The sequence below is a fragment of the Bacillus sp. FJAT-22090 genome (genome assembly GCF_001278755.1).
GTDB lineage: Bacteria > Bacillota > Bacilli > Bacillales_A > Planococcaceae > Psychrobacillus.
On sequence record NZ_CP012601.1, the window covers coordinates 3,012,924 to 3,037,115 of the forward strand.

Here is a 24,192-nt window from a genome sequence, read left to right on the forward strand (position 1 = left end):
GTGTACCTGTGCGTGAAATATTATTAGGAGTTTTAGCATCATTATTTTTTGCAGTAACTTTTATACTTAATCGATCAATGGAAATATCGGGTGGGAGCTGGCTTTGGAGCTCCTCCCTCCGATACTTTTTCATGGTGCCTTTCTTATTGATCATCGTCGGTTATCAAAAAGGGTTATCCACAACATTTAAGGAAATGAAAGCTTCTCCTTCTACTTGGCTCGTTTGGAGCTTTGTGGGATTCGTATTATTTTACGCACCTCTAACCTTTGCAGCAGCTTATGGACCAGGTTGGTTAATATCAGGCATGTGGCAATTTACAATTATCGCCGGTGTTCTTCTTGCCCCATTATTTGCTTTAAAAATAGACGGTGAGCTGATTAAACAAAAAATACCAATGGTATCACTTTTTATTTCTCTCATTATATTAATAGGCATTATCTTAATCCAAATTCCAAATACAGAATCCGTTCAGATGAGCATGTTCTTTTTAGGAGTTTTACCTGTGATTGTGGCTGCATTTGCTTATCCACTCGGAAATAGAAAAATGATGGATCATTTAAACGGAAGATTAGATACCTTTCAGCGCGTTTTAGGTATGACAATCGCATCGATGCCTGCTTGGATTATATTATCTATTTACGCTATTTTCACGGTAGGACTACCATCTATGGACCAAGTTTTTCAATCGCTTATTGTAGCGGTTAGCTCGGGTGTGATTGCCACCATATTATTTTTTATGGCAACTGACCGTGTTCGTGACCATCAAGGTAAACTCGCAGCAGTAGAAGCGACTCAATCGACGGAAATTATTTTCGTTATTATCGGTGAAATGTGGTTACTTCATGTTCCTTTACCTGCACCAATTGCCCTAATCGGACTTGCTATTATTATTTTAGGAATGTTTTTACATAGCTACTATACGAAGGTTTTAAATTCTAAACTGCTCGTTCCAAAAACAAAATAAAATTTGCAGGGCGATGAATTATTTTACTTCATAACCCTGCAATTTTTTTGCCTTTATAGTTTATATTCTCCAAGCACTTTTTCCACACTACCGACAAAATTCCCTCCAGCTCCCCAATCAAATCTAAAAAACGCTCCTTCTCCACCACCTGATGCAGCTGCGTGCACCTTAGTATTACTTTCTAGATTATCAATTGTAACCGTTAATGAAGTACGATTACTCGTACGCATATAATACTTTTCTAGAACGCATACAACTATTTGATGTTCTCCTACCATTCGCTCATAAACATCCACAACGGCACCGGAGATGCTCCCTTGTATTAAGGATTCTTGAAGAATGTCTAATGCCCTTTTAGGTGACAAGGATACATAAAACTCACGCACATCCATTTTTCTCCCCCTCTTCCTCTTATACTTTATTTACGATTGGTTAAGAGAAAAGTTTCTACAATATTAGATAACTGTTAATCGCGAACTTTAATAGCAATTATCTGTTTTCGATGCTTGCACAAATCGTATTGAGTCGTTTTCAATAATCCCTCTAGCTCCGTCAATTCTAGGATCTTATCCATTTCAAAAATATCATTCTTACTTATATCTCTTGCATTTTATAAACCTTTCAAACTTTTGGATTACCCTTTATAATTTACAAGAATCTATTTGATAAGGGAGTCATTGACTTGAAAGGATTATTATCTATACTTATTTGTACTTTACTCCTTGCTAGCTGTACATATAGTAACAGTAACAAGGAAAAAGGTGCAGAAGCGTCTCTAGAAGATCAAATGAAAGATGCCATCGTTGAGTATTTCGGCCATCGAGTTGATACACCAGAGCAAGCTGTTGAAACGATAGAATATAATGATGAAAATGGGAAATTGAAAATAATAGTAACTACCTTTGCTTTTATGGGTGAAACATTGGAAGAATTCAAAGCTGATATACTCGCTAGTTGTATACTATTATTGCAAGAAATACAAATGCAAGATGATGTACAGGAACTTACGCTAATAGTTGAAATACCGTACGAAAAGGAAAACGGGGATTCAATCGATTATGCAGTTTATAGTATAGATTTCACAAAGGACAACCTTTCAAAAATCAATTTCGATGAACTAGACCCTCAGGACCTAAGAACGATAGCTGACTTTTACTTTGAAGCCCCATTTTACTAAAAAAACATTGCCGTCTGATCGGTCTTGTTGTTTTTAAATACTGGCTGTGTCAAACTTGCATCGCAAGAGTGACCACATCCTTTGGATAATAAAAGGTCCACATCATTTGATGTAGACCTTACTTTCTAATGTTCTGGTTTTCTTTTCCGATAATTAATGACGGTCGTTACGATTAACCTTCTTTATTAGTTGATTTTGCATTGCTATTTTCAACATTAAACACCATCTTAAAACTATTCTATAGACCTATACTTCTTTTAATGCTGGTTGATAAAGGATAGACACGCCTGATTCAATTGCCGCTGCTTTAACCGCTTCTGCAACAGCAATTACTACACGTTCATCAAAAGCATCTGGAATGATGTAATCTTCCCTTAACTCACTTTCGTCAATAAGAGAAGCAATTGCCTGAACTGCCGCCAGCTTCATATCTTCGTTTATATCAGTCGCTCTTACATCTAGAGCCCCTCTGAATATTCCTGGAAAAGCTAATACATTATTTACTTGGTTCGGATTATCCGAACGCCCCGTTGCAATGACTTTAACTCCCCACTCTTTTGCTAAATCATAAGCAATTTCAGGCGTAGGATTTGCTAATGCAAAAACAATTGGATTAGGATTCATTGCATCAATTAATTCTCTCGTTAGAATATTTGCTACAGAAACTCCAATAAATACATCTGCACCATCCATAGCATCTTTTAATGTTCCTTTTAAACCTAATGGATTCGTAGTGCTTGCAATTGCCTCTTTAACCGGATTCATGCCCTGTTCTCTACCTTCATAAATAATTCCGGTTGAATCGCACATGATTATCTGTTGATAACCCAGCTGTTGAAGAACTCTTAAAATGGCCATTCCGGCCGCACCTGCTCCATTTATAACAACCTTTAATAAAGGAATATCCTTTTGAACTAACTTCACTGCATTTTGTAGTCCCGCACCAACGACAATTGCTGTTCCATGCTGATCATCATGAAATACAGGTATATCTAATTCTTGTCGAAGTCGATCTTCCACTTCAAAGCATCGTGGAGCAGAGATATCTTCCAAATTGATTGCTCCAAAGGTTGGACTTATTGCTTTTACAATTTGCACAATCTCATCTACATTTGTTGTGTCTAAACAAATTGGAAAAGCATCGACATTGGCAAAACGTTTTAATAAAATTGACTTTCCTTCCATTACAGGCAATGCTGCTTCAGGTCCGATATCACCTAAACCTAAAACGGCTGTACCGTCCGTAACTACTCCTACTAAGTTTCCCTTCATCGTGTAATCATAAATAGTAGATGGATTATTTTTTATTTCTATACAAGGTTCTGCAACTCCAGGGGAATAAGCTAAGCTCAAATCCCCCATACTTTCCATAGGTACCTTTGAAATCATCTCCATCTTCCCTTTATACGTTCGGTGTAAATTTAAAGCTTTTGTTTTTAAATCCATCTCCTCACTTCTCCCTTTATATATTTTTTATTGGCATTTTAGGAACTCAAACTCCTAAATAGCTATATATTCTGAAAATTATAATGATTTAGTGTAGTAAAGTCAATTTAGTGAAAGGCTGCACAATGACCTATAATTTTCTACAAAAAACAAGGCGATCACTGACTTTGTTTCGAATTTTATACCATTAGTATTAGCTATACATTTCACATTAAACAATTTTATTTTTTGTCTTTAATTCGATTACGTGATGAAATACATTTGGTCTTTATTTGCACAAAAAAATCGGCAACCACATTGGTTACCGATAACATGAATGCACTGACTTAACGTTGAGGGGGTTAAGTGTGCGATGATCAGCTACGATTGGAGAAAAGTCGCTGTTAGAACCTTCTCACATTAAGAGTAAGTTTCTATATGGTAATGATAATCATTTTCAATTAAAAAGTCAACTAAAAATTAAAAAAATTGTATACTAGGGTTATGACAACATTAACGAATGACCAAATCAAACAATTGAATAATTATAGTGTGTATGTTGAACCAAGTGGTACTACCATTTTCCATGCAAAAAGCGTAGATATGGCACTCCCTGTAATTAAGTTAATCTCTGGAGCTTCCAATGATCCTATTGCTGCCTCATTCTTCATGAGAAGAGTCGGGATGTTCGTCTCGATGCAATTTTATATGATGACTTTATATGATGAAATTTGGGATGGACCACTGGAAGAACTTCAATACTTTGCAACAACTGAGTACGGAAATAAAACCATTAGCACATATATCCCATCAAAATATTACCGGGATGTACGTGATCATCGCGCCGATGATATTCAAATGGTTTGGCATCAGCAATGCTATACAATTATCCAACAGCTTCGGTCACAATGTAGTATTTCTCCTCTGACGCTATGGGAGAATGTTTTTGGCTATTTACTGTGGCATTACTATGTTTTTATGGATAATCCCGTAACTTCGATACAAGCGAAGGAAGATTGGTTGCTACTCCAAGATGAAGACATTTGGAAAAACTTTACAACAAAATCTTTTTTAGCTCATTATTTGAAAGGTAAAAGCCCTTCTGATTTAATCAATACAACCGTACGAACTACTTGCTGTTTTTCAAAGGATATTCCCGGACTTCAAAAATGTGGATTCTGCCCCATTTGAAATATGGAAAGCCTTCAAGACTAGACAGAAACTATGCCTACGAATACAACTTTTTGTTTGAAAATAAAATAAACTTTTCTCATGCATGTTTGACTTAGCTTTGGGAATAGCTAATAAGAGTCTAATATCAAAGGAGTGAGAAAGCTTGGGAAACAAAATAGATGAACGCATTGACAATAAGCTCAATAGCATTGGCACAGAAGAAAAAGAAGAAATTCTAAAAAACTTTTCTGCATTCAAATCTTATTTATCTGAAAAAGTGGCTGCTGGAGAAAAATTGGGCTTAAGTGACGAGGCTTTAGCAAAGGCTACTGAAAAAGTGGCTGGCTACTTAGCAAAGCATGAGGATCCTCGAAACCGTGAAGAACATCTTCTACAACAGTTATGGAATAGTGGAAGTAAAGAAGAGCAACACGCACTAAGCCATATGCTGTTAAACCTCGTAAGAAATGAAGGATAGAGTTCGTAAAGATGCTGAAGGTCCATTTCTTGATAACCCGGATGGGGTCAGAACAAGGAAACAAAGTTTGTTCGATATGCATGAAGACATGCAAACAGTAGATGCCATTCAAGTGGAAGAACTGAACATGAAAGTACAAGACGAAAACTACCACCACCACACAAAAGATCGTTCTATAAGTGAAGAACGGTACTCCCCAAACTAACAAAACAAGCTCCGAGCCACCTCGGAGCTTGTTTTGTTATATTAGTTTTGCTGATACTAAACGTGTTCTAATAATAACCCCTAACAGAGCTGCAACTACTGCTTTCGCAAGATCTGGTAAGATAAACGGAAGCATTCCACCTTTAAATGCACCATTCCATGGAAGATCTGCAACGACTTTTAGCCAAACTGTTCCAATAATTAATATAATAAGAACGGCTATCATATTTGCGATAATCGCTTGGACTTTCGTATGTTTAAATTTTTCTAAGTACCATCCTATAAACAAAGCTGCTGGAATAATGGCAATAAGATACCCTCCTGTTGGACCTAAAATGATTCCCAGTCCACTCTTCATACCTGCAAATACTGGAATTCCTACTAACCCCATTAAAACATATACAGTAACCGCCAAGGATCCATATTTTTTCCCAAGAATCGTTGCTGTCAGCATTACCGCTATTGTCATTAATGTAAACGGTACTGGCGGAATATTAATCATCAGTTGGGCAGCAACTGCAATTATTGCAGCAAATAAAGCTGCGACAATCATCATTTTCAAACGATTATTTCTCATATAATTTCCCCCTACGTAAAATGAGTTAACTTTATTCAACAACAAGTTAACACAAAGGTATCATAATAAAAAATAAGATTTTCGTCAATATAAAAAACAGAGCTCCACTATAAATAGGGCTCTGTACAGACTGTAGATTTTCACTCCTGGCGGACGCTTTCCGCGGGCGGGGCCGAGCCGCTTCCCTTGCTCCTGCGCAAGCTCGTCGCAAAAATTAATTTCGCTACGCTCCGTCCAGGGTCTCGACTGTCCCGCTTTTCCCGCTGGAGTCGCCACCCTCCGCTCCAATCGATCCAAGCGTTTACAAAAAATACGTATTCTTTCGGGGTGGCGGATCATGATTACTAGAAATGATTTTAATGAACGTGATCTGTAAGAGTTGCCAGGAATCAATGCTGACTTCCCTTTTCTCTCCAAGTGTACCTAAAGTAGATATTATTAAAAGACGGTTCAACGTCATATTTGGGATTACTATTTGGCAGATATTTTTCGCCACTTTTAACATAAATGTAAACGTAACGAAACGAATGAACATGTCTTTGCCAATACAAAGGAGAAGCAAATTGTCCATGTCGGCGATGCTTACTTTTACGGTATGAATTTGAAGAAGCTCATCCCTTGGACATGTGCGTAAGCATATAAAAGATAAAAGGTATCGAGAAGTCGCCTTCTCGATACCTTTACTGTACAGAGATCATATAAGTAGGGCTCTGCTTATTTACCATCTTTGACTTGCTGACTCGATTGTTTCTAATCGAACAACTCCTTTTTGCATAGGAGGTGGACAAGACTTATTATACTGAATAATTTTTTCATTCACTTTTGTTACTCTGAATTGTAGGTCGGTCTTTTGCCCCTTCACGTACTTTTCAGCAATGTCTTTTAATTCATCTCTAATTTCATGCTGCAATTTTAACCAATGTGGCTTGAATCCAGCATCCTTCGCTATTTTTTGAAAGTGTTGGAATATGTCACCAGAAAAATATTCATCTGACAGAGGTTTTCCTTGCCCTTTCAAATTATCCATTCCGCCTGTTTTCTCATAGTTTTTTAAGATATCACCGATTAAATCATTGCTTGGTTTATTGAAGTTTTCCATGTTAAAACCTCACTTTACAATATGAATTTGCGGTACTTTTTCTTTTAAAACCTTTAAAAATTCTTTCTGATTCTCAGGAGAGATAATAACACTTCCCATGAATGCCTTTTTATAATGAATCTCTAAGGCATCCTTAGAGGAAAGAATTCGGTATCCAACAAGAATTTGAGATGTCGGATTCGCTTTTGTTATGTCTTCATATGGAATTTTACTTCTAAAAAGACCTCCACGGACTAATAAGTAATCTTCTTTAAAAGTGTATTCAATATCAAAAGAAATCCATAGGATAAATCCTGTCATCACTACAAATAAGATAACCATTATCCAAATGGCTACTAAGTCAGGAGACTCAGTAAAATACAACTCAAATACAACTGGCCAAAGTGTCGCTATAGCTATGATGATCACAGCTATAATAATTAGATTAATAAATGACCGATCTCTTTTTGATTGAAATGTCATGAGATCACCTCTATCTATATTGATTCTGTGGCAGCATCCTTTATTCCTTCCCGATGAGCATACAGATTTTTTAGTATTGATTTAACTACTGCATAAGTAGGGACACCTAAAATAATCCCCCATAAGCCTGCAATATTACCGGCTGCTAAAATAATTGTTATTACAGTTAACGGATGAATATCCAATGATTTACCCATTACATTTGGTGTAATAAAATTACTTTCGATTTGTTGAGATATGAGCATAATAATAGCTACGTAAATTGCAAGCTTTGGCTCTTGAATCAATGCAATAATTAGAGCAGGCACTACCGCAATATAAGGGCCTAAAAACGGGATTACATTCATCATCATGCCGAATAATGCAAGTAGCAAGGCATATTTTAGGCCTATAGCAAAATAACCGATGAATAACATAAGTCCGACTAAAAAGCTTACAAATAATTGCCCTTGAATGTAAGAACGTAATGTATCATCAATATCGGCTAATGTTTTTCGAATCCAAGTTTTCTTTTCCCCTTTAAAAAACTGCGCAATAAAAGGTGCAAACCTTTCATGGTCCTTCAACATATATACAAGGAAAAAAGGAACAAGAACTAGTAAGAATATTCCTTGGAACAAGTTTTGAATGAATCGGATTAACAAAGAACCAATAGAAACTGCAATCGTGTCTATTTTGCCCGTCGTATCTTCTATCGTTTTTTGAACGGACTCCGGAAGATCTGGCAGCTTGTCTTTTTGAGAAAATGCGAATTTTGTTAAGTCCTCTACCTCATTAATAAATGCCGGTGTATTTTTCACTAGGTCATTCACTTGTTTTGTAAGTGGTGGTCCTATTAATGCATAAAATCCCCAACCGATTAACCCAATTACGATAAACACCGATATGATACTTGCCCATCTTGGGAACTTTATTGACTCCAACCATTTCTGAAGGGGTCTTGATAAATAAAATAAGACACCACCAATTAATAATGGGATAAATATTGTTTGCCCGACAATTATTAATGGTGAAAAAATTGTTTTCACTTTCATGAACATAAAAATTATTAATAATGTAAGGAGAATGGCTACTCCCACTTGAAACCAACGCTTGTTCGTCAACTAGTGCTCACATCCTCGAATAATTTCGTTATTATCTAATACGATTCATAATACATGAGGTTTCACTTTATAATGTATCTTACCATTTTTTGTTCTATACTGTTAGCAAGACTTTTGCTTTTGAAAGGACAAAGAATATATGGAATATTACAAACAACTACGACAATATGTTGGACATGACCCACTGATACTTCCCGGAGCTGTTGTACTTATTTTTAATGATAAAAAGGAATTATTGTTGCAGGAACGAGAGCGTGGAGTTTTCGGATTGCCTGGTGGGTTAATGGAGTTAGGAGAAAGCTTAGAAGATACCGCAAGAAGAGAGGTTTTTGAGGAGACAGGACTCCGACTTGGTAGATTAACATTATGCAACGTATATTCTGGGCCAGATTATTATTCGGAAAATCCAAATGGGGATAAATTTTACTCTGTGACAGCTGTCTATAAAACATCTGAATATACTGGAAATATCACACCAGATCAAAACGAAACAATTAGTCTTCAATTTTATTCTCCTAAACAATTACCAGATGGCATACTGACATCTTATCGAAAGTTTATAGAAGACGAGTTTTTGTAATGCTACATAAACTCGTCTTCAAGTAGGCAAGTTAATATGAATGTTCTTTTATTCTACGTAATCCTCTTTAAGCAAACTGTAAATCTCTAAATCGACAATCCCTTTACCTGACCACAAGGTAGCTTGCCTTAACAGACCTTCTCTTATAAAACCATTCTTATTTAGTACTTTCTTTGAAACCTCATTGGCAGGCATGACCTCTGCATGAATTCTATTCAAATTAACTTCTCCAAACAAGTATTTTACTATCAGCTGTACTGAATTTGTCGCAATTCCATTGCCCCAACACTCTTCAGCCAAATAGTATCCAATAGTTACCGAGTTAACTTTTTGGTTAAAATCCATACATTCAATTATTCCTAATAATTTTTGACTATCCTTCTTCTGAAAGATTCCCCATTTGATTCTGCTTCTTTTTTGATAGTCTCTCTCAAAATGGCCAATCATTTTGCTTACCGTTTGTATATTGTGCTTTGGGATGATCCCACAGTATTCAAAAACTTTGTCATTATCGTATAGTCTAAACAAATCCTGTAAATGTTTTTCTTCTATTTTCCCAAGAATTAGTTCTTCTGACTCCAATACTGGAAAGTGATCAAACATTATATCCATATCCATCTCTTCTCTCCTCATACTAAATCTCAATTGGAATGTATATTTTCATTTTCATATCATTTGGATATGTTGATCTTAAAACATCCGTAATCTCAAAATCTGGCCCCTCTTTTCTTTCGTAATTAGAGTTAGGCAGCCATGTCCCGTATATGTATCTTCTCGTATTTTGGATTAAATCAGATGTTCCGTTAACTGTAAATAACGCATACTTACCCTCAGGTATTTCTATATTTAGAAAACCCTTTTCTAAATCCCTATTAAATTTGTGCACCTCTTCTCCTACTATAAACGAAAATTGACCATTATTATTAAAGTCAGTAGATATACCGTAGGCCATATTAGGAGAGATTCGATTTGGTATTCGAAGATAACGCTCCTTCTCTCCAAATTCAATATAATATTTTGGAATATCACCAAAATAGTCTTCATTTATTAAAGTTGTGTAGTATTCATAGCCAGTAATGTGGATTTTCTCAAGCATTATAATTTCTGGCTTATTCAAATATAAGTTTTCATTTATTTTATTTTTATAATCTAGAAAGTTTATTTTGCTCTGCTCTCTTATATTCATTTCTTCCTTACGATACTTTGCAGGCGTTATACCGAAGCGATTAACAAAAGCACGAGTAAACGCTTCTTGTGAACCATATTGGAAGGATATCGCTATTTCTAATATGTTCTTTTTCTTCTTCTTTAGTAGCCTTGCTGCCTCCGAAAGTCTTTTACTCCTAATATACTCTTGTACAGAAAAACCTGTAATAGCATGAAATAGTCGTTGGAAATGAAAAGCCGAGAAATAAGATTTTGAGGAGATTTCTATTATATTCAATTCCTCTTGTAGATTGCTTTCTATAAATTCAATTGCATGTTGAATTCTATTAAAATAATCCATCTATTTACCGCCCCCTATAAGCTCTATTATAAATTTCCATGAAATGATTTTTTTGATAATTTGTGCTCTTCCCTTTATTGTATCTTACTAAGAGATTCTCTTTATAAAAAGGATGAAAACGATAAAAAAAAGAAGAAGGAAAGTACTCCTTCTTCTTATTTATGTGCTATATGAACTTTTAGTTGTTTCCCTTTTACTGTAGTATTTCGCATTGTTTTTAACACAAGCGGACCTTTGCCATTAAGTATTTCTACATAAGTAACATTGTCTTGAATTGTGATAATTCCAATGTCATCAGCAGAAACACCCTCTATTTTAGCAATAGTGCCTACAAAATCCACAGCACGCAGTTTCTTTTTCTTACCTCCGTTGAAATACAGTTTTGTAATGTTTGCATTTAACTGCTCACCTTTGGATTTTTTCAGTTCTGGTTGCTCTTGCATTTTCAAATCGAAAGCTGCACGATTTTTTGATATTGCCTCATCAGAAACCTCAGGTCCAGCGGGAATTTCAAAGCCAATAAACGCCTCAATTTCTTTTACAAATTTGTCTTCATGTGGAGTAGCTAGCATGATTGATTTTCCACTCCGTCCCGCTCGGCCAGTTCTACCAGTACGATGGACATAGCTTTCTTGTTCCAGAGGGACATCAAAATGCACTACATGTGTAATATCTTCAATATCAATTCCACGAGCAGCTACATCTGTCGCAATTAAATAACGGAATTCACTTTTTCGGAATTCGTCCATTACTTCAAAACGGTCCTCTTGCATCATCCCACCGTGAATTTTGTCAGCAGTATAACCTTTCGCATCAAGGGCATCCACAAGCTGATCCACTCGCTCTTTCGTACGGCAGAAAATAATACAACTATCTGGGTTTTCTAGTATCGTTAGCTTTTCTAGGAATGCTTGTTTTTGCTCTTCCTTTACTACATACTTCAAGTGCTCAATATCTGGAGCATGATCTTCGCTATCAGCAATTTCTATTGATACAGCGTCTCTCATGTATTTATTACTTAATTTTTTTATTTCGTCGGATAGAGTAGCTGAGAAAAGCATGGTTGTACGTTCTTTTGGAAGTAGCTTAATAATGGACTCTACTTGCTCTAAAAAGCCCATATTCAACATTTCATCTGCTTCATCAATCACGAGGTATTCAATTTTAGAAACATCAAGCGTACCTTTTTCCATATGGTCCAGCACTCGTCCTGGTGTCCCTACTACGATATGTGTTTTTTGTTTTAAAGCTAATTTTTGTTTCGCGAAAGGCGATTTTCCGTATAAAGCTAGTCCTTTAATTCGTTTATAACGACCAATATTCGTTATATCTTCTTGAACTTGAACTGCTAATTCTCTCGTTGGCGTTAGCACCAATGCCTGAGGCTTATTTTCTTCCCAATCTACTAGCTCACATAATGGTGTCGCAAAAGCAGCTGTCTTTCCGCTACCTGTTTTCGATTTAACAAGTATATCCCGCTTTTCAAGGGCAACAGGAATTACCTTTTGTTGCACTTCTGTTGGCTCTGTATAGCCTAATTGTTCAATGGCTTTTAAGATCTTTTCATCTAACTTCAATTCTTTAAAATGCACTATGCATAAACTCCTCTTTACTTCCCTATTTTAATCCCTAACATATCTGAATCTTCTAAAGCTCTTCATGTACCTTTTTCATCTATCAAAATTGGCGTCTCAACTATATTCACTCTATCCTAGTATATTATAACCCGAAGAAATGTTACTTAAGCCTATCATAAGTTGTTATTCGAAAAACATCTTTTCCTACTAAAAGCATATAATTATATTAATTAATGAGAAAGAGCACTTAAATAATCTCTTTAACATCTTATAACAAGCTAACTATGATATAATTAATATATCGCTTTATTTGCGAATAAAAATAGAAAAGAGGCAACCACATGAGTTTCCAACGACAACCAAAAGAAGTTTCAGACTTCGTAGCAGCACGGAAAATTGATGAGAAGATCTCTTTTACACGTAATAATTACGAAGTACAAGGTACTATTTTTAAAATTTTAGAGCAATCGGTTATTGTAGAAATATCTACTGAGGATGCGAAGAAAATTAATGTTCCTTCTAATTTAACAGTAGTATCCCATAAAAATTACACTGTGCTATAACGATGAATTTCTTCGAGAAAAGCTTCTCCATATTTTTCTTTTTTATTAGCACCGACTCCGTGCACATCTAACAATTCTTCTTCGGTTTGCGGACGCTTCACACACATATCTTGTAGTGTTTTATCAGAAAAAATAACAAACGGTGGTACACCGGCTTCGTCCGCAATTTTTTTCCGGAGTATTCTTAATCCCTCAAACAATGGGTCATTCTTCGCAATTTGTTTTGTCATCGCGATGCCTTTTCGCATAACCTTTCTTTTTCCAAGTAATACATCTTTTCCTGCGTCCGATACATAGATGGTCGGTAAGCTTCCATGGTTAACCGAAAGTAATCCTTCCGATATCATAAACTCCATTAGTCCAGACACTTCTTTTAACGATTTATCCTTTAATATCCCGTAAGTAGATAGTTTAGTAAATCCAAATTCCATTACTTTTTTGTTTTGAGAACCCGTTAAAACCTGTGCTGTAATTGTCTTTCCAAATTTCTGCCCCATGCGTACAACACAAGATAATATCATCTGCACTTCTTTCGTAACATCATTCATCTCTCTCGTATCAGTGCAATTACCACACTGACCACATGGTTCCCCATTAGGTTCTCCAAAATAGTTCACAATAAATTGTTGTAAGCAATTCTCAGTATGGCAATAATCAACCATCCCTTGGAGTTTTTCAAGTTCTTGTGGAATTCGTTCACGGTCCAATGCTTGGTCTATTAAAAAGCGTTGCGTCTGAACATCCTGTGATGCATATAGCACAAGACACTCACTCGGAAGTCCGTCCCGTCCAGCTCTTCCTGCTTCTTGATAATAACTTTCCATATTCTTTGGTAATTGGTAATGAATTACATATCTTACGTTTGATTTATCAATACCCATTCCAAATGCATTAGTTGCTACCATTACTTGCGCTTCATCTGTCAAAAAACGCTCCTGCTCTTTGTTACGAAAAGCTTCAGGAAGGCCAGCATGATATTTTGCAGCTTGAACACCAGACTTTGTTAATAGTTCATATAGAAGATCGACAGTCTTCCTTGTCGCGGCATAAATTATCCCGACTTCCTTGTTATTCTTCTTAATAAAATCTTTTAAAAATTTATTTTTGTCTTGCCCTAATACAACCGAAAAAGATAAATTTGAGCGAGCGAACCCTGTTATAACCGTGTTTTCTTCTTTTATTTGAAGAATTCGGCAAATATCTGCTCTTACATCTGGTGTAGCAGTGGCAGTTAAAGCCAAAACACTCGGTTGCTCAGTAAAAACTTCCTTCAATCGGTGAATGGACCTGTAGCTTGGACGAAAATCATGTCCCCATTGAGAAATACAATGTGCTTCATCCACTGCGATAAGTGGCACTTTCACTCGTTTTAATTGATTTAAAAAACTTTGGGATTCTAACCGCTCAGGTGCTATATAAAGCAAACGATATTGACCATTTTGCACTTCTGCTATTGTTTCCCTTACTTCTTCTGCAGTTAATGTACTATTAATAAAAGTGGCTGGAATTCCCGCCTGTATTAATGTATCTACTTGATCCTTCATAAGTGAAATCAATGGTGAAATAACAATTGTTGTTCCTTCAAGCATCAAGGATGGAATTTGATAGCATAATGACTTTCCTCCACCCGTCGGCATTACACATAAACTAGATTTATCGTTTAGGACGTAATTAATAATCGTTTCTTGTCCTTCACGAAAAGATTCATATCCAAAGTATTCTTGTAATAATTGTCGTGCATGTTCCAGCATTCCGGTCACTCCTATCTCCTTCACTTTACCATAGAACCGCTCAGTATTGGAAACGTTCCTCCTAACACAAAAAGGAAACAGATTATTTTCTGTTTCCCTTCTTGCTTTTCACTTCATAGTCGTTTGATTTTGGGTCTACTTTATCTACATCTGCTCCAAGTAAGAAATATCCTATAACGGATGACACAATGGCAGCGCCAACAATAATAAGTATTTTGTTTATAGTGGTTACTTCATTATATTCGTCTTGGTTTAGCATGATTGTTGCTAATACTGCTACGACAATCATAATCGGCACGATTACTTTTGATTTTTTCACAGTTTACTTCCTTCCTCTGTATATACGTAAAGTATATTGTACCATAAGACTTCAGGTGGAGAGGATTAGAATACAGATGTACGCTTACCGCAAAAATGCGCAATCCCCATTCAAGTGTTGGGAATTGCGCATTTTATACCCCTAGTATATCTATGTCTACTTATACTAATTCTCTCTTTTCAGTATGACTTCAACATGTTTTTCTTACCCTCTTCATTAAACACTAATACTTCATGAGACGGGTCATAGGAATCACCATAAAAGTGCTCATCCTTATACGTGTGGATGTTTTCATACGTCCATTTCATGGCTTCGTAAATTACTGATTCATCTTCATCAGATGGGGACCAATATAAAATTTCCAAAACGGTATTTTCACCTGTAGCAAGGGAGCGACGTGTGTAACCAATGCGTGTGGCGTGTTTAAATTCTTCACGTGCATAAAATCTAAGTCGCTTTTCTGAATCTGTATCATCATAGTTAATGGGTTCTACTTCCAATAAAATGACTTTATTTTTTTCTTTTAATTGATTCAATAATTTCCGGCCAAGACCTTCTCCACGAGCTTCCTTAGAAACAAATAAATAATCCACAAAGATAAAGTTTTCAAATTCAACGTACATTAATACGTGCTTTGGACTTTCATCTTTTATATACACATTTCCTTTATCAGCTAAAAGTGTTTCCATATGCACCCGTGATTTCATTTCGTCGACTGGAAAGTATTGATTGAGCTTTTCATACCAATTCATTTGGAACCATTCTCCTTCCAAAATTGTATTTTGCTCGGAGGTTTTGTTTGAGAGGTTTTATAAGAGGAACAAAGTGGCCGAGAAAAATCCTCGATAATATTTATTCCCTATTTTTCATCTCATAAACATACTTCAACAACTTTCTGTAAGAAGTGTACTCGTTTAAAAAAATTTGATTAAAAGTTACATTTAAGTTTAAATTTCATTAAAAGGATGAGATAGTTACATCTCTAGCATGAAATTAAATTTCAATATATTGTCTCGTGTAGGAAATATCTAAAGTCTATATTTCGCACTTATACATATCAACAAATGTACAGCTTTCCTTACCCTAATTTATCACCTTACTTTTTAAAAATGCCTTCGTGTGGGATAATAAACAAAAACGAAGCTTAAGGATGACTATAATGCAAAAAGAAATAAATATGAAAATAAATGATACACTTGCTCAGGATTTGCAAAAGGGTGTTCCGATTTTATATAAAGATGGATTCAATGATACTGACAATTTAGAAGAAGGTTCTATACTGAAATTACAGAATCCCTCTGGTAAATTTCTAGGTAAAGGCTATGTAGGAAAACAAAATAAGGGGATTGGCTGGCTACTTACCAAAAATGAAAACGAGAAAATCGATACCGCATTTTTTCAAAAGAAAATAGCAGTAGCCATCAAACATCGAGATGATTTTTACAATAGCTCTGAAACTACTGCATTCCGTGTTTTTAACGGGGAAGGAGACGGAATTGGCGGTTTAATCATTGATTACTTTGATGGTTTTTATGTTATCAGTTGGTATAGCGAAGGAATTTACTCCTTTAAAGAAATGATTTTAGAAGCTTTAGAGGCGTCAGTTTCATATAAAGGCATTTATGAAAAGAAACGATTTGATACAAAGGGTCAATATTTAGAAGACGATGATTTTGTGAAGGGTGAACGCGGAGAATTCCCTTTAATAGTGAAAGAAAACGGGCTGAATTTTGCCATTTACCTTAATGACGGAGCAATGGTTGGTGTGTTCCTCGATCAGCGAGATGTTCGTAAAAAGATTCGAGAGGTTTATTCCAAAGGAAAAACCGTGCTTAATACATTTTCCTATACAGGCGCTTTTTCCGTTTTCGCCGCAGCAGGTGGTGCAACGAAAACAACGAGTGTCGATCTGGCAAAACGAAGCCTCGGCAAAACAACCGAGCAATTTGAAGTAAACGGTATCGATGTAGAAAAACAAGATATTATTGTAATGGATGTATTTGATTATTTTAAATATGCAAAACGCAAGGAATTATCCTTTGATGTTGTTATTTTAGATCCTCCAAGCTTTGCTCGATCAAAAAAATACACTTTCAGCTCTTCTAAAGATTATACAAACTTATTAAAAGATGCGATTGCAATTACTGAAAAAAGTGGTGTAATCGTTGCTTCTACTAACAACGCGACTTTTGGAATGAAGAAATTCAAAAGCTTTGTAGAAAAGGCCTTTAAAGAAAGCAATCGAAAATACATCATTGAAGAAGAATATTCCCTTCCTAGTGACTTTAAGACTTCTCTTTTATTTAAAGAGGGTAATTATTTGAAGGTTTTATTTATAAGAGCTAAATAATTTATTTAGATAAAAAAGCACTGCCCTAGAGTTCAATTAAAAGGGCAGTGTTTTTTTGTCTTTATTCTAACAGGAACAAAAGATATTGTTAGAAAACTTAACGTATTCTTTTCACCTTTTAATAATAATACTAAGATTTTCAGAATAAATTGATTAATACAAGGATTTATGTATAATGAATTATAAAGAGATGTTACATTTCCTTACATCAAAATATATGTTGTTTCTTTCATGTATTAATTGGATAGGAGGATTTCTAGATGAAGATTGGTTTTTTAGTCGAAAAATTACTTCACGGCTTAGCATTTGTTAGTACAAGGTGGAAAGTAAATCAGAAATATAAATTTACACGGTACTCTCATGAGTAATAAATTGATACACTTACTGCAAATTTTTGATTCTAATTTCCCCTTAGGCGCCTTCACACATTCCCTCGCTCTAAAAACGTTTTTACAAGAGGCAAAAACAATGAATAAAGAAACTTTTTTATTTGGAATGAAGCAACAATTACAAACTCAGTTTAGCTACACGGAGGGGCTAGCTTGTCGGTTAGCATATAAAGCAATTGAAAATCAGCAATTTAACAAAATCAAACAAATTGATCAAGAATTATTCAACCTTGCAAGTTCTAGAGAAATACGTGAAGGCAACAAGAAAATGGGACGTCTGCTCATACAAGTTACGAAACAATTGTATCCATTTGATTCCCTAAAATTATATGAAAACAAAATAACTGCAAATGAGTTACATGGACATACGGCCATTATTTTTGCGATTGTAAGTACAGAATTAGAGATTGAACTAGAAAGAACTTTATCCTTTTATTTATTTGCTATTATTTCTTCACTTGTTCAAAACGGATTGGGAGGAATCCCATTAAAACAAGTAGATGGTAAAAAAATTCTCCATGAACTTCAACCGTTTATACAGGAACAAGTTGAAATGATTTTGCACCTTCCCGAGGAAGAATTTGGAGGTTCTCTACCTTGTTTAGAGAATGCACACTTGATGAAGAACAGCTTACGGTACGCTTATTGACGTCTTACACAATAGAAAAATAAGATTCTTAAAAACCAAATCCCAAGAAGAGTTCATACTCTACTTGGGATTTTCTGTGTTTTAATTAACCTCTGCTTGTACTTCTTCTACTGTAGCTTCGACTTCTGTTCGAGACATTTTTTCTTTTCCACTTTTTAATGCTTTTAACGTTTTATGTGCAAGTGCGAGTGGCAGCTTACAAAATAATAAGATGCTGCGACGATTTATACTTTTGATATACTTATCTGCCATAGCCAAATTTCCTTCAGCGTAATCAAACATATCCGCTCGAGTCCAACCTTCTGGAAAAAATTGAACTCCTCGTTCACTATCTTCTTCTTTATTACGTAAAATATTTACTGCCTGTAGACCTCGCCCGTATGCTATAGCAAGCTCACGATCTGTATCTATATCCGCATTCCACTTCCATAAGTCCGATAACATTACCCCAACTAATCCAGCTACATAATATGTATACTCGTCTAAATCTTCTTTGGTTTTTACTTGCCAGTTTTTCCCTACCCATTTAGCCATTCCTTCTGCCATTTCACCGGTGTAGGCTTTTACTGTTTCAACTAAATCTGTAGGGCAAATTTCTAGCCAGTCCCCCAGTCTAATCGATACCTCAGGTAGTATGTTGTTAAAAGGTGCAACTAGCTCTTCGTATTCTTTTGGATTAAAATCATTCAACAGCATTTTGCTTGTAGCTAATAATAATTGTTGTTTCTCGTTATGCCCTAGTGATTCATGGTCCTCAATTTCATCTATCGCACGCATACACAAGTAAGCAGAAGCAACCGCCTTTTTCAGTGTCGGATCTAAAAAGGTGATTGGGATATAAAATGTTCTACTTGTTTTTTTTAGCATGTCCATTGCTTCTTTTTGTAAAGCCGCTCTTTCACGCACAACTAGTCCTCCATTTCACAATCAAATACTCTACATACTATTGTATCGGATTTCAGCAAAAAGACAAAATGACGTCCCTCTGAAAGTGTTCTTCACATCACTAAAAGTAGCCTTCTTCTTTCCTCTGAATAAAATAGAAACAATCAGAATTCACGATTGAACTAGAATCTGTAGTAAAGGAGGGTTGCATCATCTATTACTTGGACATTGGCCAGGGTGAAACTGTAGTACTAATTCATGGCTTAGGGAGTAAAAAAGAATCATGGGTAAACCAATTCAGCCTCTCTTCCAATTATCGATTAATAATACCTGACCTGCGTGGACACGGAGAATCTGAAATAACCAATAATATTTCCATTGCCAATTTTGCTCAAGATGTTTTATCACTTTTAGATTCATTAAACATAAAAAAAGCACACTTTTGCGGTCTCTCCATGGGAGGTCTAGTCGTACAAGAAATTTACAAACAAAAAAAAGAATGTGTCCTATCCATGGTTTTGTCTAATACATTTTCTTATGTCCCGTCATTTTCAGGACAATTAACTGTTATGAAAGGAGTTAAGAACCTACAACTGACATCAAGTGACGACTATACAACGTACACTGCAAAAAAATGTCTCTATCAAAAGGAATCCACGCTCATTGAAGCGGCAAAGAAAATGTTTCTTATTCGTAAAGAGCCCTATATCGCGTCCGCTCATTCAGCAATCCAATCTAATTATCTACCAATATTACCATTCGTAAAAGTTCCAACTTTAATCATCGGAGGAAAATACGATGAAATAAACCCCTTAATAAGCATCTATTTAACCAAAGGCTTTTTGCCAAAAGCAGAAGTCGTCATATTTGATAACTGTGGACATTTACCAATCTTAGAGAAAAAGGAAGAGTATAATAAGTTGCTTGATCGTTTTTTTCGCCAGCATTTTTAATAAAACCTCGAAGAGACATCCAATTAGCTGTACATTTGGATGCCTCTTTTTTTCGCTATGTTACTCCTTTAACCATTCTGCCAATGGCTCGCTTGAGATTCATTCTTTATCCAAAGGAATATGTTACATATGAAAACAATCATTTCTATTAGAAAAACACATGAAATTATTGTACGGAGTGTGATATGGTAAATTATCTACAACTAAAGATTAGAAGGTGAAGACAATGCTAGAAGTAAATGAAAGTAAGCTAGCACAGTATGTCGCTCATTATGTAGGCGATACACTTGTCCTGGGAGAAGAGGCATTCGCTAATCCAGAGATTATGCTAGAGGCAGCCTTTACGCAATTAGCATTTAGCAAAATTGATTTGGGGCAGCATTACGAATTTTTTCATGAAACAGATATTGGATTAAATGAAGTATATACATACGTTAAGTCTATTTTCGATCAAGAGAATAGTTTCCTTGAACAATCAAAGAATATTGCCACTCACTTACATAGTTCATCGCAACATCCTAATATTAAAAGTGGAGAATTGTTCATTGGATTATTCGAAAATTGTATATGGCATACAGAGGTTAAAAGAGTACTCGCTATTGTAAAAATAGATGAAAAAGAAATGTTTTTAGATGTAAAAAACGAGCAAAACAAAATGATTGTGAATGGAATCGACGGTATTAATGTCAAGAAAATAAATAATATGGCCGTAATCATAGATATGGGGGCAGACGAAGCACCTATAGTCTTTATGAAAACAAAAAAGAAAGAAGATGTTGTCTATTGGCAAGAACGCTTTTTAAAAATTAAAGTAGCGGATGAACATTATCATAAAACAAATTTAGCATTAACCGAGTGTAAAAAATATATTTTAAAAGAAGAGAGTTTTACAAATACCGAGAAATTAGGTTTTTTAAACAAAACGCTCGATTATTTTAGAAATGAAGAAGAATTCCAAGTAACCGACTATATCGATACGGTATTTGAAAAAGCGGATTCGGTGCAAAAAGATATTATCGTAAATACGGTAAAACCATACGAAACGGTTATTTCTGAGAGTGCAATTGCAAAGGCGGAAAAAGGCTACAACCGTAAAATTAAACTTGACTCCAATATTGAAATTCAGGTTAACGTACGTAATATCGAGCAAGTACATGAATTGATTGAGGTTGGATATGATGAAGCAACCAATCGAAAGTTTTATAAAATCTATTTCCAAGAAGAAATATAATCCAAAAATAAAAGAATCCCGCAACTGAACTGCCCCGTAAATGTTAGACACCAAACTAACATTTACAAGGCAGTTCATCAAGGGGTTTTGACATTTTAAAATGTTCTATTTGTTAGCGGTATTGCTACAGCAAAAAAAGCGTCAATCCTTTGTGAATCAACGCCTAAAGCGAGCTTTATTAGTATAGAAGGGGTTTCGAAATTAAAGTATATTATTATTCTTATACGAGAGTTTGTGGAACATATTGAACAACACTACGACGTACAGCAAATATATTCTTTTCGGGTATATTTTGACTTGCAACACAACCTGGACCAAGAATTATCCCTTTACCGTCTGCTTCGCTTATTGCCTCTAAAATATGTTCTTCAATTTCAGGAATTGTACCATCTAACAACAAACTATTTTTAATAAAATTATTATTTTTATCGTAGTAAGGTACCTCTCTAATTCCACCTAATATACATTTATCCGTGAGTTTCCGAGCTTCTGCAATTGATGGAGAACTCCATCGATCATGCCAGTTTAAACAATTTACTGGATATTTTGAAATAGTTTCAAACATGATATTATTACCATGCATATGCACAATATTAAAGAATGTTTTGTCATTATAGCTCTCAATTACTTTTAGATCATATGGGACACCAAATTCTTCGTACTCTTCTTTTGTCATAAAATCAGTTGTCGCACATTGTGTCGCGAAGAAGAATCCATCAATACCTATATCAATATTCGCTTTAACAAAATTAATGGTAGTCTCTGTAATTATTTCCAAAGCTGCCTTAACTAGATCAGGATTTTCTTTCATATCTAATATAAGTCTATCTCCACCTAATTTACGGGCTACTGTTAATGGACTGAAGATTGTTTGAACAAATGGGATTTCATTTTTAACTTCCGCAGCGACATATTTAGTTAATTGAAGTTGTTTACCATAGGTCCCGTATATAGGAGGCAATACTTCAAGATTTGCCCAATCCTCTACTTTTTCAATAGCATATTTTTTTACAACCGGTGGTTTGTTAACTTGGCTATAGTATTCAACTTCTACTCCCCAGTCTTCTACGCAATATAAACCAAAAGGCATTAATTTTATAAAATCAAAGTCATATTTTCGTGCGTATTCCACTTGAGCTAAAGCTAAACTTTTAGGGTTTTGGTCAACTGCTGACAAATGCATCCAAAGGTTAACTGGCATTTGATCAACTTCCTCAAAATTTAATGCTGCCTTTATTCTCTCAAACTTATTCATTTTATCCACTCCCATTAATTAAATCCTTCCCTCATTTTAAATTCAACCTTGTTTGCAAGTTTTGTTAACAAGATACATAATCCCCAGTAGATTAAAGCTGCAGCTGTAAAAGCCTCAAGGTATCGTTGTGTAAATCCTCCAAGAAGTTTCGCTTGGCCCAAAATATCAATAACTGTAAACAAGTAAGCCAACGATAGACCCTTAATAATAACTAAAAGTGAGTTCATAATATCTGGGAATGCTGCAATCAAAGCCTGGGGCAATGTTACTTTTCGTAATGTCTGCCAGAAACTATATCCTAAAGCATGCGCAGCCTCGTTTTGCCCTGGATCAACAGATAATATAGCTCCTCTAATGATTTCGGATTGGAAAACAGACAGACTAATTGAAAAGGTCAGTATTACAATAAAAACAGGTTCAATTTTATTTGCATCAAATGGAATTCCTAAATTTCCCGTTATAAAGGCAAGAAATTCTGGTAATGCTGCGAACATGAAAAATAACAACACAACATTTGGTGTCCCTCTCAGAAATGATTGAAGCACAACAATTACTTGAGATAGAAATGGTACTTTATAATGTACAATCAAGTGTATAAATGCACCCATTATTAGTGCTAGTAACAAAATAGTAATAGCTAACAATAGTGTTTTAGGTACAACTTTTGAAATTTCAAATATTCCATCAAGGAAAACACCTATATCAAACAAATGGCTTCCTCCTTTCAAAATAAATTTATAGTAAGAATATTCAGTCTATTGCGCCGATACTGGGTCTTTATATACTTCAGATTTTTTTACCTTAGACTTTCTCTTAATCCTCTTTAAATATGTGAAATTCTCTAGTAATTTAATAATTCGATCCGAAGCTAAGCAAACTAGCCAATACATAATAGCGATCGCCAGATACATTTCAATTTTATTTTCACCATAGGTGTTAGCTATCAATAGTTTTGCTTGCCCCATTATGTCAACAACTCCAATTGTAAAAACTAGAGATGTATCATGAACCAAATAGATAATGGCATTTCCCAATCCCGGTAATGCAATTGGGGCTAACTGGGGAAGGACTATTTTACGAAACTTTTCAAAAGGTTTATATCCTAGGCTATCTGCCGCTTCATGCTGCCCCCTCTCAACGGATAGATAAGCGGGTCTTAAAATCTCTGACAAATATGCACCATTAAAAATAATCAGTGCAATAATAGAGGAAGTAATAGCACCAAAGTCGCCAGCATTAAATCCAAGACTATTCATTAATACAGGTAAACCATAAAAAACTAGAAATAACTGTATCAGAATTGGTGTGCTGCGCATGAATGAAACATAGATTTCTAGTATTGGACCAATGATTTTCAACTTTTTTAATCTTAGGTACGTAACACCTATGCTAAGCAGCAAACCAAAAATAGCAGATACAATAATAATTAATAATGTAATAGGTAAGGTCATAATTAATTCCGGAAAGACTTCTATCATATAAGCTAAATCCATGCATTCCCCTCCTAGTCAACGTGAAAT

General features: G+C 35.2%; 27 protein-coding genes. 11 read left to right on the top strand and 16 right to left on the bottom strand.

The genetic code is table 11. The features are described 5' to 3' along the window. The first annotated feature begins 8 nt into the window (after positions 1–8). Positions 9–965 carry a DMT family transporter gene (locus tag AM499_RS15095; RefSeq protein ID WP_053590987.1) on the top strand — a complete coding sequence of 319 codons (957 nt, stop codon included), beginning with the start codon at positions 9–11 and terminating at the stop codon, positions 963–965. Positions 966–1,018: 53 nt separating this feature from the next. Here AM499_RS15095 and AM499_RS15100 read toward each other — a convergent pair whose 3' ends face one another. Continuing rightward, positions 1,019–1,357 (bottom strand): DUF6054 family protein, encoded by a 339-nt coding sequence (locus AM499_RS15100; RefSeq protein ID WP_053590988.1) that lies wholly within the window; start codon positions 1,355–1,357, stop codon positions 1,019–1,021. Positions 1,358–1,647: 290 nt separating this feature from the next. Between AM499_RS15100 and AM499_RS15105 the strand changes: the two genes are divergently transcribed. Further along, the gene (locus AM499_RS15105; protein ID WP_053590989.1) at positions 1,648–2,142 is read left to right on the top strand and encodes a hypothetical protein; all 495 of its coding nucleotides are present in this window, start codon (positions 1,648–1,650) and stop codon (positions 2,140–2,142) included. A gap of 246 nt (positions 2,143–2,388) precedes the next feature. On the opposite strand, the gene AM499_RS15110 is transcribed toward AM499_RS15105, so the two are convergent. Continuing rightward, positions 2,389–3,588 carry an NAD(P)-dependent malic enzyme gene (locus AM499_RS15110; protein ID WP_053590990.1) on the bottom strand — a complete coding sequence of 400 codons (1,200 nt, stop codon included), beginning with the start codon at positions 3,586–3,588 and terminating at the stop codon, positions 2,389–2,391. Between the two features lie 483 nt (positions 3,589–4,071). On the opposite strand from AM499_RS15110, the gene AM499_RS15115 reads away from it, so the two are divergent. The 3 genes from AM499_RS15115 (at position 4,072) to AM499_RS22320 (ending at position 5,423) form a co-directional block, all read left to right on the top strand. Continuing rightward, complete coding sequence (locus AM499_RS15115) at positions 4,072–4,758, top strand: hypothetical protein (protein ID WP_053590991.1); 687 nt, start codon at positions 4,072–4,074, stop codon at positions 4,756–4,758. A gap of 145 nt (positions 4,759–4,903) precedes the next feature. Next, positions 4,904–5,218, top strand: coding sequence for a DUF3243 domain-containing protein (locus AM499_RS15120; RefSeq protein ID WP_053590992.1), 315 nt, complete (start codon positions 4,904–4,906; stop codon positions 5,216–5,218). A 67-nt stretch (positions 5,219–5,285) separates the two neighbouring features. Continuing rightward, positions 5,286–5,423, top strand: a complete 138-nt coding sequence (locus AM499_RS22320; protein WP_331457255.1) for a hypothetical protein — start codon at positions 5,286–5,288, stop codon at positions 5,421–5,423. Positions 5,424–5,459: 36 nt separating this feature from the next. Here the strand turns inward: AM499_RS22320 and AM499_RS15130 are convergent, their stop codons facing one another. The 4 genes from AM499_RS15130 to AM499_RS15150 all read right to left on the bottom strand — a co-directional run bounded on the left by AM499_RS15130 (position 5,460) and on the right by AM499_RS15150 (position 8,663). Beyond that, the gene (locus AM499_RS15130; RefSeq protein ID WP_053590994.1) at positions 5,460–5,999 is read right to left on the bottom strand and encodes a biotin transporter BioY; all 540 of its coding nucleotides are present in this window, start codon (positions 5,997–5,999) and stop codon (positions 5,460–5,462) included. A 718-nt stretch (positions 6,000–6,717) separates the two neighbouring features. Next, the gene (locus AM499_RS15140) at positions 6,718–7,098 is read right to left on the bottom strand and encodes a DnaJ family domain-containing protein (RefSeq protein WP_053590996.1); all 381 of its coding nucleotides are present in this window, start codon (positions 7,096–7,098) and stop codon (positions 6,718–6,720) included. Between the two features lie 9 nt (positions 7,099–7,107). Further along, positions 7,108–7,560: a PH domain-containing protein gene (locus AM499_RS15145; protein ID WP_053590997.1), complete on the bottom strand. Its 453-nt coding sequence runs from the start codon at positions 7,558–7,560 to the stop codon at positions 7,108–7,110. Between the two features lie 14 nt (positions 7,561–7,574). Then, positions 7,575–8,663, bottom strand: coding sequence for an AI-2E family transporter (locus AM499_RS15150; RefSeq protein WP_053590998.1), 1,089 nt, complete (start codon positions 8,661–8,663; stop codon positions 7,575–7,577). A 139-nt stretch (positions 8,664–8,802) separates the two neighbouring features. Here AM499_RS15150 and AM499_RS15155 point away from each other — a divergent pair, with 139 nt between their 5' ends. Beyond that, a complete protein-coding gene (locus tag AM499_RS15155) occupies positions 8,803–9,243 on the top strand; it encodes an NUDIX hydrolase (RefSeq protein WP_053590999.1) in 441 nt (146 codons plus the stop codon). Positions 9,244–9,291: 48 nt separating this feature from the next. On the opposite strand, the gene AM499_RS15160 is transcribed toward AM499_RS15155, so the two are convergent. The 3 genes from AM499_RS15160 to AM499_RS15170 all read right to left on the bottom strand — a co-directional run bounded on the left by AM499_RS15160 (position 9,292) and on the right by AM499_RS15170 (position 12,345). Beyond that, entirely contained in the window at positions 9,292–9,861 is a 570-nt protein-coding gene (locus AM499_RS15160) for a GNAT family N-acetyltransferase (protein ID WP_053591000.1), read from the bottom strand. Positions 9,862–9,877: 16 nt separating this feature from the next. Then, the gene (locus tag AM499_RS15165) at positions 9,878–10,750 is read right to left on the bottom strand and encodes an AraC family transcriptional regulator (protein ID WP_053591001.1); all 873 of its coding nucleotides are present in this window, start codon (positions 10,748–10,750) and stop codon (positions 9,878–9,880) included. 155 nt (positions 10,751–10,905) lie between these two features. Continuing rightward, entirely contained in the window at positions 10,906–12,345 is a 1,440-nt protein-coding gene (locus AM499_RS15170; protein ID WP_053591002.1) for a DEAD/DEAH box helicase, read from the bottom strand. 323 nt (positions 12,346–12,668) lie between these two features. On the opposite strand from AM499_RS15170, the gene AM499_RS15175 reads away from it, so the two are divergent. Continuing rightward, on the top strand, positions 12,669–12,890 hold the full coding sequence (locus AM499_RS15175; RefSeq protein ID WP_053591003.1) for a DUF2187 family protein: 222 nt from the start codon (positions 12,669–12,671) through the stop codon (positions 12,888–12,890). Here AM499_RS15175 and recQ read toward each other — a convergent pair. From recQ to AM499_RS15190, 3 genes are all read right to left on the bottom strand, one after another. Continuing rightward, on the bottom strand, positions 12,875–14,641 hold the full coding sequence (recQ, locus tag AM499_RS15180) for a DNA helicase RecQ (protein ID WP_053591004.1): 1,767 nt from the start codon (positions 14,639–14,641) through the stop codon (positions 12,875–12,877). The genes AM499_RS15175 and recQ overlap by 16 nt on opposite strands. An 82-nt stretch (positions 14,642–14,723) precedes the next feature. After that, positions 14,724–14,960: a hypothetical protein gene (locus tag AM499_RS15185; RefSeq protein ID WP_053591005.1), complete on the bottom strand. Its 237-nt coding sequence runs from the start codon at positions 14,958–14,960 to the stop codon at positions 14,724–14,726. Positions 14,961–15,139: 179 nt separating this feature from the next. Then, positions 15,140–15,712, bottom strand: a complete 573-nt coding sequence (locus tag AM499_RS15190; protein ID WP_053591006.1) for a GNAT family N-acetyltransferase — start codon at positions 15,710–15,712, stop codon at positions 15,140–15,142. Between the two features lie 407 nt (positions 15,713–16,119). Between AM499_RS15190 and AM499_RS15195 the strand changes: the two genes are divergently transcribed. Both AM499_RS15195 and AM499_RS15200 read left to right on the top strand, forming a co-directional pair. Further along, a complete protein-coding gene (locus AM499_RS15195; RefSeq protein WP_053591007.1) occupies positions 16,120–17,310 on the top strand; it encodes a class I SAM-dependent rRNA methyltransferase in 1,191 nt (396 codons plus the stop codon). 468 nt (positions 17,311–17,778) lie between these two features. Further along, positions 17,779–18,348, top strand: coding sequence for an urease accessory protein UreF (locus AM499_RS15200; RefSeq protein WP_053591008.1), 570 nt, complete (start codon positions 17,779–17,781; stop codon positions 18,346–18,348). A gap of 81 nt (positions 18,349–18,429) precedes the next feature. Here AM499_RS15200 and AM499_RS15205 read toward each other — a convergent pair whose 3' ends face one another. Next, positions 18,430–19,254, bottom strand: a complete 825-nt coding sequence (locus AM499_RS15205) for a squalene/phytoene synthase family protein (protein ID WP_197275563.1) — start codon at positions 19,252–19,254, stop codon at positions 18,430–18,432. Positions 19,255–19,454: 200 nt separating this feature from the next. On the opposite strand from AM499_RS15205, the gene AM499_RS15210 reads away from it, so the two are divergent. Beyond that, positions 19,455–20,186 (top strand): alpha/beta fold hydrolase, encoded by a 732-nt coding sequence (locus AM499_RS15210; RefSeq protein ID WP_053591009.1) that lies wholly within the window; start codon positions 19,455–19,457, stop codon positions 20,184–20,186. 226 nt (positions 20,187–20,412) lie between these two features. Then, a complete protein-coding gene (locus AM499_RS15215) occupies positions 20,413–21,417 on the top strand; it encodes a nucleoid-associated protein (RefSeq protein WP_053591010.1) in 1,005 nt (334 codons plus the stop codon). A gap of 220 nt (positions 21,418–21,637) precedes the next feature. Here AM499_RS15215 and AM499_RS15220 read toward each other — a convergent pair whose 3' ends face one another. The 3 genes from AM499_RS15220 to AM499_RS15230 are packed head-to-tail and all read right to left on the bottom strand — an operon-like array spanning position 21,638 to position 24,165. Beyond that, on the bottom strand, positions 21,638–22,672 hold the full coding sequence (locus tag AM499_RS15220) for a uroporphyrinogen decarboxylase family protein (protein WP_053592238.1): 1,035 nt from the start codon (positions 22,670–22,672) through the stop codon (positions 21,638–21,640). Positions 22,673–22,686: 14 nt separating this feature from the next. Next, positions 22,687–23,382 carry an amino acid ABC transporter permease gene (locus tag AM499_RS15225; RefSeq protein ID WP_053591011.1) on the bottom strand — a complete coding sequence of 232 codons (696 nt, stop codon included), beginning with the start codon at positions 23,380–23,382 and terminating at the stop codon, positions 22,687–22,689. A gap of 45 nt (positions 23,383–23,427) precedes the next feature. Beyond that, a complete protein-coding gene (locus tag AM499_RS15230; protein WP_053591012.1) occupies positions 23,428–24,165 on the bottom strand; it encodes an amino acid ABC transporter permease in 738 nt (245 codons plus the stop codon). Between the last annotated feature and the right edge of the window lie 27 nt (positions 24,166–24,192).